This window comes from Candidatus Kosakonia sp. 282A-S69 (assembly GCF_029433855.1).
Lineage (GTDB): Bacteria > Pseudomonadota > Gammaproteobacteria > Enterobacterales > Enterobacteriaceae > Kosakonia > Kosakonia cowanii_A.
Map to the genome: position 1 here is coordinate 605,745 of NZ_JAROAU010000003.1, position 13,387 is coordinate 619,131.

Below are 13,387 nucleotides of genomic sequence, written 5' to 3' on the forward strand. Positions count from 1 at the left end.
TAATATGCTATATTCATTACAGCGCTCGCCATCGTATCGAATCCCCTGTCGTTATCTGTTTATCATGGTAAATAAACAATGGTTTATTACTCCGCTATTGAGAAGGGCAGCCTGCTGCGCCGTTATAACCGGCTACTGGCGAAATACAGTACGCACCGACATGAGTTATCGCTGGCGCAAATCGCCGACACGTTAGCGTGCACGGCGCGCTATGCGCGCTCCTTGTTGCAGGAGATGCAGGAGGAGGGATGGCTTATCTGGCGCTCCAGACCAGGTCGCGGGGCGCTCGGCGTGTTGCAGTGCCAGATGAGCGTAGCGGCGCTTGAGAATATGCTCGGCAATAACACGCCTGCGGCAGAGGCGAAAAGCGTGCCGGCAAAGCTGGGAACCTCCTATTCAAACGATGGCTTTCACTATCACATCTCTTTTTATCGCCCGCTACAGGCACCTGTGCCCTCTATTCATACCGATCGCGCCGGACGACATATTTTGCAAATGGTACATGCGGGGCTGACGCGCCATCTGCCGGAGCAGGCCGAGCCGGTTCCGGGGCTGGCGCACACGATCCGCGTCAGTGAAGATGGGTTGAGCTGGCACTTTATGCTGCGCCGGGGGCTGGTGTGGCACAACGGTGAGCCGGTAGCGCCTGCGCAGCTGCAGACCACGCTACAGCGTTATGCGGGCGGGCCTGGTTTGCCCCATGTGACGGATGTCATCGTGCAGGATTATGTGTTGATCATCCACCTTAACCAGCCGGACGCGATGCTGCTCTATCGTCTGGCAAGCCCGGTCTACGCACTGTCGCACCCGGAAAATGGCGTGGTGGGCCTCGGGCCTTTTCAGCTTGGCAGCCATTCCGATGCGCAGATGATCCTCACCCGCGCGCCCGGCTGGTACGGTGAAATGCCGCAGGCGAGCGAGATCGTCTACAGCACGCCGCTGGTCGCAACACCCTCACCGGCGCTGGTGCGCCTCGATACGCCGCGCTCACAATTGACGCCGGAACCGATGATCACCCGTGAAAGTAGCGATGCGTTTTACTATGTCACTTTCAATCAACGGCGCGGCCGATTGAGCCTGACTCAACAGGCGGTGATCCGCCAGATTGCGCGCTCCTTGAGCCGCGCGCTGATGGAGCGCGAAGAGACGCTGGCACAGCTGCCTGACTGGCTACAGCCGCCAAATGAGGTACCCGCTCAGGCGCTGCTGCCCGCCACGCTCAAGATCACCTACTTTCGATCCACCGAGATGAAAAAGCTGGTGGATGAGTTAGTCAAAAGCCTGCGCTACCGCGGCTGTACGGTACAGACCAATCCCATCAGCGTTTCGCACTGGTTGCTGCCCAATCAGCAGTGGGAGGAGGAGGATCTCTGCCTCGGCTTTCTGCGCTTTGATCCGCATGAAACCTTCAGTCTGGAGGAGCGCTATCGTCACAGTGAGATGTGGACCTGGTTCTGGGGGCATGCGGAGTGGCTACGTGGTGTCCAGCTGCTTGATCGCATTAATGCCGGCCCGGCGGCACGTCATAGCGCGCGTATCCGGCGGATGATGCGGTTTCTTAAAAAGCATCATCTGGTGGTGCCGCTGTGCGCCCAGCGTTACCGCCTGACGACACCTGCCTGCATCAAAAATATCGCCTGCTATGCGCAAGAGTGGCCGGATTACAGCCGTATCTGGACTGACGAACGGGAGGAGGAGGGGGGAACAACACTTAATAACGCGATTAAGGGAGAGTGACAGGCGGAATAGATCAGGTAGCCGCGTTAATAAAAGAGAAATAAGCGGAGCGGTAAAACAGTAACTATTATTCAGCGAAGCGGTAATCCTTACGTATATTTACATTGTGAGCTTGCCGGTCAGCCCTTTATTCCAGGTAAATTCTTATCGCCAATGAACGCATGGCGCGATTTTTTTACCTTCTCTTTTTAGGCTTATGAAAAATAAGTAAAAAAAAGCCACCCGAAGGTGGCTATCGAAAAGAGTGGTTATACATCACATATGACGACTCATTACTGGAATATGTTGGCAGTAATTGAGTTAAGTCACCGACCTTCCCGGTATAAGGCAACTGGAAAAAACGAGCCTTTTCGAGAGGGGATTTTCACAGAGCCATCATTTCGTATTACCGGTAAAACGTCCTGATGCAGTGCGTGAATCTATTTTCGCTATTTCCACGGGTGTCGTAAATACGCTTTTTTTTGTTTTGCTTGCGCAGATGTTCATCGAATAATTTCATTAAAATTTGTGTGGCATTTATTCGGCTGTAACTGCGTAGTAGTACAGTTTTTTTAACCGGAAAAAAGGGATCAAAATCAGCGCTTTTGTTTTTTCCTGCGCAAAGAGGCAATTCTCAGGCCTGTTTTTATGAAATATTTTGAAACATTTTAATTTGTAAAACAGCGCGAAGCGTTGGCTGGCGCGGGATGGCGTAAAAAAGAAGTTGTAATTTTTGCGGTTGGCCTGGGGAGGAAAAGTGCGCAGTGGAAAATGCTGGTTAAAGCCTGGCGGGAACAGCGCGAAGCGTATTTCGCCTGTTCCCGGCACCGGCAGACAGGCGAGCGCCTGCTTTCAATTGCGGGGAAGAGGAAGGGAGGTTACACGGAGATGCGATAGACATTGCCGGAACCATCATTGCTGTGATTGCCGCTCTGCCCATAGAGTTGCGTCGTCGACGTCGCCCGGCTGACGATCTGCTTAACGTCATTAACCTTCTTCATATGCATCTCCAGCAGCTGATAATTCTTCTGGTTCAGCTCGCTCGATTTTTTCACTACTGAAGTAATGCCGCTCCACAGCGCTGCCAGCTGCGGTTTATGAGCATAAGGAGAAGCGATCTTCTGCTGGTTCTCCTCCTGCTTACGCTGCTCATCATAAAAGTTGATGGCGGCCAGCAGTCGGCTTTTATTATCAGAGATAATTTGCAGCGAAACCGGATTGATCTGCGCCCGGCTTAGCTGACCATTCTCTTCAACCAGCGTGCTCTCCAGCTCCTCCAGCAGGCCGGTGAGTTTTTTCAATATTACGGATAAATTTTCCATCTCTACTATTCGTCAGGATTATGAGAACTGAAAGATGTCGCGGACCAGTGCGCTGGCAATCTTGTCGCTATCCAGCGTCAGCTCGCCTGCTTCCATCTTCGCCTTAACTTCAGCAACGCGTGCGGTGTCGATATCACGGCTACTGTCAGTTTTGAATTGTTGCATCAATTGGCTCAGCTTGACCTGAGTACCGTTTGCCCGATCGTCAGATGTCGCCGCTGTGCCCATATCGTCAAACTTGGCACGCGGCTCGCCCTGCTGTTGTGCGGTGGTCGCCTGGATTGCGCGTGCTTGACTAGTGCGTTCAATATTCATAAGTGTCCTGGTGATATCTTTGATGTGTGGCCTGTAATAAAGATATCGGCCCAGGCAAAATAAAACTGAAATCAGTTATCGATTTTGATGCTTACCGTCCCTTCCGCCACCGCGGTTGCCGCCACCACGCGACCACTGCGCGTCTGCAGCCGTACACCTTCGTTCAGCGCCGCATTGTTCAGCGCCTTGCCTTTGGCATGAATCAAAAAACCATCGCCAGGGGCAACAATCTCCACCTCCTGATTGGCTACCACCAGCCAGCGCTGGCGCAGCTGATTTTCCGTCAGCGGCTGGCCGGGGCGCAGGGTGCGTGTCGGCGTGCGGCCAACAATCTTATTGGCATCTAACAGCAGCCCGGCGGGCAGCTTATCCAGCTCGCCGCTGAGCGGCTGAATATCACTCGGGCCAATGGTTTGCCCCGGTTTAAGCAGGCGGGCCGCAATCCAGTAGCGTCCGCTGGCGCTCACCTTTATCTGAATAAAGTGCTGTTTTCTGCCGCATTTAGCGATCACGCTGCGGTTGCCCGTTAAACGCACCGGATGACCGGAAAGACGTAAATCGGGTCTTTCACAGAGAGCGGCACGTTTTGTCTTCGGGGTAAGAATGTGAATGCGCACACGCGGCGCATTCTCCTCTGCTCCGTGATGATCGGCGGCCAGCAGTTTAGCTATTCGCGACTCAAGCACGGCGTCGGGATCACTGGGGGCACTGGCAGCCTGCGCGGCAAAAGAGAGTGCGCAGCCGAGCAGCAGCAGGCAAAGCGGCCTTAAAAGCGTGTGCAGCATCAGAACAACCTTATAAATAAATAGGGGAAAGCAGATATCACAATTTCTTTAATTGTAATTCAGGGCGGCAATTTGTTTATCGCGTAAATGCGTGCACTTCTGTTTGTATATTGCAGGTTCGCTGTTTCAGAGTATGTATAAAAACCCGATTTAGATATCGATGCGCGTAATGAAGTATTTAAATGCGCTTATTTCTGTCGGATGTTTAAGGTATAGATTTATTAGGTTGTCTCTTAGACTATGCTCCGTAATCAATTAGCGAAGCAGGCGAGTCATTTCATGTTTGATAAACTTGATAATGAATTGCGTTTCCAGCAGCAGGCATTAAGCCTGATGTCGCGGCGGCAGGATATTTTAGCCTCCAATATCGCGAATGCCGACACGCCGGGCTACCAGGCGCGAGACATTGATTTTTCGAAAGAGTTGAAAAATGCGATGGCGCAGGAGACGCGAAATAATCATCCATTAACATTAGCTCTAACATCCGGGAAACATATTCCCGGCGTTGCGCCAAAAGCCAACGATCAACAATTACTTTACCGAATCCCGGATCAGCCAAGCGCGGACGGTAATACTGTCGATATGGATCGTGAGCGCGTTAATTTTGCAGATAACAACGTTAAGTATCAGTCGAGCTTAACCATCCTCGGCGCTCAAATTAAAGGTTTAATGAGCGTCATTAACCAGGGTTAATAACTTTCATGTCGCTGTTTAGTATTTTCGATATTTCCGGGTCGGCAATGACCGCCCAGTCAAAACGACTTAACGTCAGCGCCAGTAATATGGCAAATGCCGACAGTGTTGCCGGGCCGGATGGCAAACCCTATCGCGCCCGTCAGGTTATTTTCAATGTCGATAACGCCGCCGGCCAGGAGATTGGCGGCGTGAAAGTCAGCGGCGTGACGGAATCCACAGCCCCCGATCGTCTGGTGTATGAACCGGCTAATCCGCTGGCGGACGAGCAAGGCTATGTACATATGCCGAACGTCGATGTGGTGGGGGAAATGGTCAACACCATTTCGGCATCCCGCAGCTACCAGGCCAACGTCGAAGTGATGAACTCGGCGAAGAGCCTGATGCTGAAAACGCTGACGCTGGGTCAGTAAGGATAAAACGATGGCAGTTTCACCGGTCATGACGCACAGCGCCGCGACAACAAAAAGTTCGTCATCCACGACGGCGACCAACGCCACCTCCGGCAATGTCGGCACAGGCTCCAGCGCCAACGAGCTGCTGGACAGCTTTATGACGCTGCTGGTTGCGCAGATGCAAAACCAGGATCCGACCGACCCGATGGACAACAACCAGCTGACCGCTCAGCTGGCGCAGTTCAACACGGCGGCGGGCGTTGAGCAACTCAACACCACCATGAACAGCATGGGCACGCTGGTGGCCAGTATGCAGCAGATGAACTCCGCTGACTGGGTAGGCCGCGACATCATGATTGCCGGCGATCCGAAGGTCTCTACCGCGGAAGATGGCAACCAGAAAGTGGGGCTTTCGCTGGATAGCGACGCGGATGAAGTGACCGTCACGCTCACCGATGCGGCCGGTAACGCCTACAACGCGAAGTTGAAAAATGTGGAAGCGGGCGTGCATGAGTACACGCTGGATGACTTTGACGATTTCCAGCCGAGCGATCCGCGTAGCCAGCCCGACACCCACTTTACGGTGTCGTTTACCGCTACCAATGCCGACGGCAGCGCGCCATCCGTTACTGCGCTGAAGCCGGCAAAAGTACAGAGCGTCTCCTTCACCAGCTCAGGCGCCGTGCTGCAATTGGGCGTGGATGGCACCGCGTCGCTCAGCGAAGTTTACCTTATTGAATAATTTTTCATTCAGAGTTGCGCGCTACGCGCACAGGACGTTTAACAAATGAGTTTCTCTCAAGGTCTTAGTGGATTAAACGCCTCATCGCAGGCGTTAGATGTGGTTGGTAACAACATCGCCAACTCGCAGACGGTCGGTTTTAAATCCGGCTCCGTGGCGTTCGCCGATGTTTTCGCCGGCTCCCAGGTGGGGATGGGCGTACAGGTTGCCGGTGTAAACCAGAACTTCAGCGATGGCGTGCTCGGCGCAGGAAGCAGCCCGCTGGATATGGGTATCCAGGGCAACGGCTTCTTCCGCATGGTGACAGAAGCGGGGCGCGTATTTTACAGCCGTAATGGTCAGTTCCAGACGGATGAAAACGGCTATGTGGTCAATAACCAGGGCATGCGCCTGACCGGTTATATGGCGACCGGCACGCCGCCGGCCATTCAGCAGGGCGCGCCGGTAGGGCCGATTCAGATCCCAACCGGGCAGATGCCGGCGCGCGCGTCCGACGCGGGTTCCATCTCCGGTAACCTGGACTCCGGTAACGATGTGGTCTCTGTTACCCCGTTCGATCCGACGGATGGTGACTCCTACACCTACTCCACGCAGGTGAACGCTTACGACAGCCTCGGTAACGAGCACGCGATTAACGTCTACTACGTGAAAACCGCGGATAACCAGTGGACAGCGTACTCGGTGGACTCCACTTCACCGGGCACCACCAGCTCCGTCAACCTGACATTTGATACCTCCGGCAAGCTGACCACCAACCCGGCTGAACTCGCCGTCGTCGGTGCAGCGTACCAGGGCGGGGCCGCGCTCAACTTTAACCTCGATCTCTCTGGCCTGAGCCAGCAGGCATCAGAAAACACCATGGACAGCCCGAGCACCACCGGTTATCCGCCGGGATTAATGAATGGCTACACCGTCGGTGATAACGGCCAGATTATCGCCTCTTACAGCAACGGTGAAAGCCAGCTGCTGGGTCAGGTGGTGCTGAGCAACTTCACCAATCCGGGCGGCCTTCAGTCTGCCGGTAACAACTGCTGGACCGAGACGCCGGAATCCGGGCAGCCGGTAATTGGCATTGCTGACACCGGCAACCTCGGCTCGCTGCGCGGCAACATGCTGGAAGCTTCCAACGTGGATCTGAGTAAGGAGATGGTGAACATGATCGTTTACCAGCGTAACTACCAGTCCAACTCGCAGACCATCAAAACCCAGTCTGAGCTGCTGCAGACGCTGGTTAACCTGGGTTAATGGCTGATGGATCGCGCGATATATACCGCAATGGGCGCTGCTAACGCGGCGCTTAACCGCCAGGCGGTGACCTCAAACAATCTGGCGAACGCATCGACCAACGGGTTCCGGGCGCAGATCGCCGCTTATCGCGCGATCCCGGTGCGCGGCCCGTCGGTGGAGACCCGCACGATGGTGACGGAGTCGACGCCATGGAGCGACAGCACCATGGGCCCGATGCAGGCCACCGGGCGCAACCTCGACGTGGCGATGCCGCAGAACGGCTGGCTGGCGGTGCAACTGCCCGACGGCAGTGAAGGCTATACCAAAGATGGCAACATCGAAGTGGACGCCGATGGCCAGCTGCGGGTGCACGGCATGCCGCTGATTGGCGATGGCGGCCCGATTGCCGTCCCGCCACAGGCAGAACTGACGCTCGCCGCTGACGGCACCATTACCGCGCTGGGCGCAGGCGATGAGCCCTCCGCGCTGGCGCAGGTTGGCCGTCTGAAGATGGTCAATGCCACGCCAGGCATGCTGAAACATGGCGACGATGGCCTGTTCCACGTCGCCGATCCGAACGCTGCCGCCGTGCTGCCTGCCGATGCCGATCTGCGTCTGATGCCCGGCATGCTGGAGGGGAGCAACGTCAGCCCGGTGAAATCGATGGTGGAGATGATCGCCACCTCACGCGGCTTTGACATGAACATGAAAGTCATCACCACCGTTGATGACAACGAACAGAAAGCCAACCAGTTACTGAGCGCCAGTTAGGTCGCGGTAAGGAGAACAACAGCATGATTCGCTCTTTATGGATTGCGAAAACCGGCCTCGAAGCCCAGCAAACCAATATGGATGTGATTTCCAACAACCTGGCGAACGTCAGCACCAACGGCTTTAAACGCCAGCGGGCGGTGTTTGAGGATCTGATCTATCAGACCCTACGCCAGCCGGGCGCACAGTCGTCCGAGCAGACCACCATCCCGTCTGGTTTACAGCTGGGCACCGGCGTGCGTCCGGTGGCGACCGAGCGTATTCACAGCCAGGGCAGCCTGACGCAGACCAACAATAGCAAGGATGTCGCCATTGAAGGCGGCGGCTTCTTCCAGGTGCTGCTGCCGGACGGCACCACCGCCTATACCCGCGATGGCTCTTTCCAGTTCGACCAGAACGGTCAGCTGGTGACCTCCAGCGGTTATCAGGTGCAGCCGGCTATCACCATTCCGCAGGATGCACAGAGCCTGACCATCGGCAACGACGGTACGGTAAGCGTCACGGTTCCTGGCCAGACCGCGCCGCAGCAAGTCGGGCAGCTCACCCTGAGTTCGTTTATCAACGAATCTGGCCTTGAAAGTATTGGTGAAAACCTCTATCGCGAAACGCAATCGTCGGGTGCGCCGAATGAATCTACGCCGGGTCTCAACGGCGCGGGCACCCTGAAGCAGGGCTATGTCGAAACCTCCAACGTTAACGTAGCGGAAGAGCTGGTCAATATGATCCAGACCCAGCGCGCCTATGAAATTAACAGTAAGGCGGTCTCGGCCTCTGACCAGATGCTGCAACGATTGTCACAACTTTGAACCCTGGCCGCGGGCACGCTCGCGGCTGCATTACCTGTAGTGAATATGATGACTAATCTCCCTTGCTCTGAAACCACGCTGGGCCGTATGGCCTCAACGCTCCTGTTAATGAGTCTGTTAACCGGCTGCGCCTACATTCCACAAAAACCACTGGTAGGGGGGGAAACCTCTGCCGCGCCGACGCCGGTTGCTGCCGCATCGGTTAATGGCGCAATTTTTCAGTCAGGGCAGGCGATGAATTATGGTTATCAACCGATGTTTGAAGACCGCCGTCCGCGCAATGTCGGCGATACGCTGACCATTGCCTTGCAGGAGAACGTCAGCGCCAGCAAAAGCTCCTCCGCCACCGCATCGCGCGATGGATCGACCGATGTCGGTATGAGCACGGTGCCTGGCTTCCTCTCCGGGCTGGTGGGCGGCGGCAAAGCCGATGCATCGCTGAGTGGCAACAACGACTTCGCCGGACAGGGCGGGGCGGCAGCGAAAAATACCTTTAGCGGCACCATCACCGTGACGGTGAAACAGGTGCTGGAAAACGGCAACCTGGCCGTGGTGGGGGAAAAACAGATCGCCATTAATCAGGGAACGGAGTTCATCCGCTTCTCCGGCATCGTGAACCCGCGCACCATCAGCGCCAGCAACACCGTTGTATCAACCCAGGTGGCAGATGCGCGCATTGAGTATGTCGGTAACGGCTATATCAACGAAGCGCAGCAGATGGGCTGGTTGCAACGCCTGTTCCTTAACCTTTCTCCTTTTTGATTGATGATGAAAATGTTTTCCTTTATGCGTTACCTGGCGCTCTTCTGCTGTCTGTCGGGACTTATCACCGGCCAGGCCAGCGCCGAGCGGATCCGGGATCTCGCCACGATTCAGGGCGTTCGCGGCAACTCCCTGATGGGCTACGGCCTGGTGGTGGGCCTGGATGGCACCGGCGATCAGACCATGCAGACGCCGTTTACCACCCAGAGCCTCAACAATATGCTCTCGCAGCTCGGCATTACCGTACCTGCGGGCGTCAACATGCAGCTTAAAAACGTCGCTGCGGTAATGGTGACGGCAGAGCTGCCGCCCTTTGCCCGCGCCGGAGAGAAGATCGATGTGGTGGTCTCCTCTATGGGCAACGCGAAAAGTTTACGCGGCGGTACGCTACTGATGACGCCGCTTAAAGGCGCTGATAGCCAAATCTACGCCCTGGCACAGGGGAACCTGCTGGTTTCCGGCGCAGGCGCGCAGGCGGGCGGTAACCGCGTGCAGGTTAACCAGCTGAACGGCGCACGCATCAGCGGCGGCGCAACGGTTGAGCGCGAGGTGCCCTCTAACTTTGCCGGGCAGAGCACGCTGAAACTGGTGCTGCACCAGGATGACTTCACCGTTGCCCAGCAGGTCAGCGATGCCATTAACCGTCGTTATGGCGGCGCGGCCGTGGCGGAAGATGCCCGTACCGTGAGCCTGCGTGCTCCGGCTGACAGCGCGGCGCGCGTGCGTTTCCTCTCTGCGGTGCAGGATCTGCCGCTGCGGGTCGACGCCGGCGATGCGCGTATCATCATTAACTCGCGTACCGGCTCGGTGGTGATGAATGGCCATGTCTCTCTCGATTCTTGCGCTGTTGCGCAGGGGGATTTGACGGTTGAAGTGGCGCAAAATGAGCAGGTCAATCAGCCCAACGCACCGCTGGCTGGCGGGCAGACGGTGGTGACGCAAAACACGCAGCTCTCGGTGCGTGAACAGAACGGCTCCCTGCAGCGCGTACAGACCAGCACCGATCTGAACAATGTCGTCCGCGCCCTTAATGGCCTTGGCGCAACGCCGAACGATTTGATGGCGATCCTGCAATCGATGAAAAGCGCAGGCTGTCTGCATGCTCGTCTGGAGATCAACTGATGATTGGCCCGTCCGTGCCGCAAGATGCAGCCTTTGATGCCCACAGCCTCGATAAGTTAAAGCTGGCGGCACGCAATGATTCGCCGCAGGCGCTCAAAGCCGTTGCTAAACAGATGGAGGGCCTGTTCGTGCAGATGATGCTGAAAAGCATGCGCCAGGCCAGCTTTAAAGATGGCTTATTCAATACCCAGCAGTCGGAGATGTTCACCTCGCTGTACGACCAGCAGATTTCGCAGAACATCGCCGACAAAGGCAGGATGGGTTTTGCCGATCTGATGGTCAAACAGCTGACCGGCAAAAGCGATGCGGTAGCGCAACCGGCTACCGCGACGCGCGAAGTTCCCCTCAATATCAGCCCGGCACGCTTTATTGGCGTGCCGCTGCGTCTGCAACCGGCAGAGCCGGAAACGGCGCAGGCCAATAATGAGCGGGCACCCCAGCCCGAAGTGCCCGCCATCCCCGGCGGCGGATTTATCTCTCGCATGATGGCACCGGCTATGGCGGTGGCGCGTTTAAGCGGTATTCCGCATCAATTAATCATTGCCCAGGCGGCGCTGGAGTCCGGTTGGGGTAAACGGGAAATACTGACCGAAGATGGCAAACCGAGCCATAACTTATTTGGCGTAAAAGCGACAGCAGAGTGGCAGGGTGAAACGACCGAAATAACCACCACCGAATATGAAAATGGCGTGGCGCAAAAAATAAAGGATAAATTTAAAGTCTACTCCTCTTATGCCGAAGCGCTGGAAGATTATACGTCGTTAATAAGCCGTAACCCTCGTTATAAAAATGTTGTGAAATCGGAAACGCCGGAAATAGCGGCAAAAGCGTTGCAATCCGCAGGATATGCAACGGATCCGGCATATGCGAAAAAATTGATCAATATCATTCAACAGGTCCGAAATAAGGTGAATGAAGCGACAGAGGCATATTCCTCGGATTTTTCCTCATTATTTTAGGTCGCGGCCTTTAGCGAAATTTTGCAGGGCCGATAAATATAGAGAGCACAACTTTTATCGGGGGCTTCTTATCTCCTCCTCCTCTGGTAAGGATCGATAGCAATGAATTTAATCAATCTGGCCCAGTCCGGGCTTAACGCCGCGCAGAACGCGTTAAATGTGGTAGGTAATAACTTGTCAAATGCCACAACAACAGGCTACAGCCGCCAGAATATTATTCTCGGCGAGGCAGGTGGGAAATCCACAAGTTATGGCTTCTTCGGCTATGGCGTGAAAGTGGGTGATGTACAGCGCGCTTACGACGGTTTTATGACCAACCAGGTGCGCGGCGCAACCACTGAGTTTTATACCCTGAATAGCCGCTATGAGCAGGTCAGCCAAATTGATGACATGCTCGGCGACAGCACCAACAATATCTCTGTCACCATGGATAGCCTGTTTGAAGCGATGGAGTCGGTCAGTAAAGACCCGGTCGATCCAGCCGCGCGTCAAAGTGTGCTTTCCCAGTTTAACGCGCTGGCGAATCAGTATCGCAGTAACAGCAAAACGTTAAACGGCCTTGAGCAGAGCACCAATACGCAGATTAGCCAGAGCGTTGACGACATCAACTCTTATACCAAACAGCTTGCCAAACTTAATGAGCAGATTGAAAAAGTGCACGGCCAGACCGGCGGTATGCCAGCCGATCTGCTGGATCAGCGCGACCAGCTCTTAAGCCAGCTCAGCGAAAAGATCGGCATTAAAGTCAGCGAAAACAGCGATACCGGCGCGGTCAGCGTCTCAATGCAAAACGGTATGGCGCTAGTGAGCGCCGGCAAATCCTATGAATTGCAGGCCAGCGCCTCGGCAAGCGATCCCAATACGACCGTGGTGGCGTACGTTGACGCTTCCGGTAATGCCTTACCGCTGGATGAAGAGAAGACCACCGGCGAGCTGGGCGGCCTGTTTAAATTCCGCAATGAAGATCTGGTCTCCGCGCGCGATCAGCTCAACCAGCTGGCGCTGCAGATGGCGAACAAATTCAACGAAGTGAACGCCCAGGGCTACGATCTTGACGGCAATGCCGGCGGCGATCTCTTCAACATTGCGGATCCGTTGGCGGTGGGCAAAATCAATAACACCGGCACCGGTTCGCTGGATGTTAACTTCACGGATATTCCGTCGGTGAAATCCGAGGATTACGAACTGGTCTATAACGGACCGGGCAGCACTGACTGGTCCATCACCACCAGCGATGGTCGTAACATCACCCCGACGATTGGCACCAACGGCGAGCTTGAGTTTGAAGGTATCTCCGTGACGCCGGGCGGCGCGCCGCAGCCGGGCGACAGCTTCACCCTCAACCCGACCGACGGCGCGGCGGATAACCTGACCGTGGCGATCACCGATGGCGATCAGATCGCGGCGGCGAAATCTGCCGATCCGGACGATCAGAGCGATAACGAAAATATCCTCGATCTGATTGGTATCAAAGATGAAAAAGTGGTCGAAGGCAAGACGCTCTCCGGTGCTTACGCCAGCCTGGTCAGTTCCGTAGGCTCCTCCGTCAGCGCGTTAAAAGCGGACATCTCGACCGCCGCGAATGTCCACGACCAGTGGGCTTTGCAGCAGCAGTCCGTTTCAGGGGTGGATATCACGGAAGAGTACGTCAATTTGCAGATGTTCTCTCAGTACTACCAGGCGAATGCGCAGGTGCTACAGACCGCGAATACGCTGTTCGACACCATTTTAAATATCCGTTAATCGCGCCCGGGTAACCGGGTTGCTTAACC

The 13,387-nt window shown here is 55.5% G+C and carries 14 protein-coding genes; 11 read left to right on the forward strand and 3 right to left on the reverse strand.

Going from position 1 to position 13,387, the window contains the following annotated elements; translation table 11 throughout:
• The first annotated feature begins 78 nt into the window (after positions 1 to 78).
• Positions 79 to 1,737, forward strand: a complete 1,659-nt coding sequence (locus PU683_RS08560) for an SgrR family transcriptional regulator (protein WP_277171094.1) — start codon at positions 79 to 81, stop codon at positions 1,735 to 1,737.
• An 857-nt stretch (positions 1,738 to 2,594) separates the two neighbouring features.
• On the opposite strand, the gene PU683_RS08565 is transcribed toward PU683_RS08560, so the two are convergent.
• From PU683_RS08565 to flgA, 3 genes are all read right to left on the reverse strand, one after another.
• Positions 2,595 to 3,038 carry a flagella synthesis protein FlgN gene (locus PU683_RS08565; protein WP_277171095.1) on the reverse strand — a complete coding sequence of 148 codons (444 nt, stop codon included), beginning with the start codon at positions 3,036 to 3,038 and terminating at the stop codon, positions 2,595 to 2,597.
• 18 nt (positions 3,039 to 3,056) lie between these two features.
• Complete coding sequence (flgM, locus tag PU683_RS08570) at positions 3,057 to 3,353, reverse strand: flagellar biosynthesis anti-sigma factor FlgM (RefSeq protein WP_277171096.1); 297 nt, start codon at positions 3,351 to 3,353, stop codon at positions 3,057 to 3,059.
• 71 nt (positions 3,354 to 3,424) lie between these two features.
• A complete protein-coding gene (gene flgA, locus PU683_RS08575; protein WP_277171097.1) occupies positions 3,425 to 4,138 on the reverse strand; it encodes a flagellar basal body P-ring formation chaperone FlgA in 714 nt (237 codons plus the stop codon).
• A 279-nt stretch (positions 4,139 to 4,417) separates the two neighbouring features.
• On the opposite strand from flgA, the gene flgB reads away from it, so the two are divergent.
• From flgB to flgK, 10 genes are all read left to right on the forward strand, one after another.
• Entirely contained in the window at positions 4,418 to 4,831 is a 414-nt protein-coding gene (gene flgB / locus PU683_RS08580; RefSeq protein ID WP_277171098.1) for a flagellar basal body rod protein FlgB, read from the forward strand.
• Positions 4,832 to 4,839: 8 nt separating this feature from the next.
• The gene (flgC, locus tag PU683_RS08585; RefSeq protein WP_277171099.1) at positions 4,840 to 5,244 is read left to right on the forward strand and encodes a flagellar basal body rod protein FlgC; all 405 of its coding nucleotides are present in this window, start codon (positions 4,840 to 4,842) and stop codon (positions 5,242 to 5,244) included.
• A gap of 10 nt (positions 5,245 to 5,254) precedes the next feature.
• Positions 5,255 to 5,968, forward strand: coding sequence for a flagellar hook assembly protein FlgD (locus PU683_RS08590; protein ID WP_277171100.1), 714 nt, complete (start codon positions 5,255 to 5,257; stop codon positions 5,966 to 5,968).
• A gap of 45 nt (positions 5,969 to 6,013) precedes the next feature.
• A complete protein-coding gene (gene flgE / locus PU683_RS08595) occupies positions 6,014 to 7,213 on the forward strand; it encodes a flagellar hook protein FlgE (RefSeq protein WP_277171101.1) in 1,200 nt (399 codons plus the stop codon).
• A gap of 6 nt (positions 7,214 to 7,219) precedes the next feature.
• On the forward strand, positions 7,220 to 7,966 hold the full coding sequence (locus tag PU683_RS08600) for a flagellar basal body rod protein FlgF (protein WP_277171102.1): 747 nt from the start codon (positions 7,220 to 7,222) through the stop codon (positions 7,964 to 7,966).
• 23 nt (positions 7,967 to 7,989) lie between these two features.
• On the forward strand, positions 7,990 to 8,772 hold the full coding sequence (gene flgG / locus PU683_RS08605) for a flagellar basal-body rod protein FlgG (RefSeq protein WP_277171103.1): 783 nt from the start codon (positions 7,990 to 7,992) through the stop codon (positions 8,770 to 8,772).
• An 87-nt stretch (positions 8,773 to 8,859) separates the two neighbouring features.
• Complete coding sequence (locus tag PU683_RS08610) at positions 8,860 to 9,534, forward strand: flagellar basal body L-ring protein FlgH (RefSeq protein WP_431190955.1); 675 nt, start codon at positions 8,860 to 8,862, stop codon at positions 9,532 to 9,534.
• A gap of 12 nt (positions 9,535 to 9,546) precedes the next feature.
• Positions 9,547 to 10,656: a flagellar basal body P-ring protein FlgI gene (locus PU683_RS08615; protein ID WP_431190931.1), complete on the forward strand. Its 1,110-nt coding sequence runs from the start codon at positions 9,547 to 9,549 to the stop codon at positions 10,654 to 10,656.
• Positions 10,656 to 11,615, forward strand: coding sequence for a flagellar assembly peptidoglycan hydrolase FlgJ (flgJ, locus tag PU683_RS08620; RefSeq protein ID WP_277171105.1), 960 nt, complete (start codon positions 10,656 to 10,658; stop codon positions 11,613 to 11,615). The genes PU683_RS08615 and flgJ overlap by 1 nt, the downstream gene beginning before the upstream one ends.
• 102 nt (positions 11,616 to 11,717) lie before the next feature.
• A complete protein-coding gene (flgK, locus tag PU683_RS08625; RefSeq protein WP_277171106.1) occupies positions 11,718 to 13,358 on the forward strand; it encodes a flagellar hook-associated protein FlgK in 1,641 nt (546 codons plus the stop codon).
• Positions 13,359 to 13,387 lie beyond the last annotated feature (29 nt).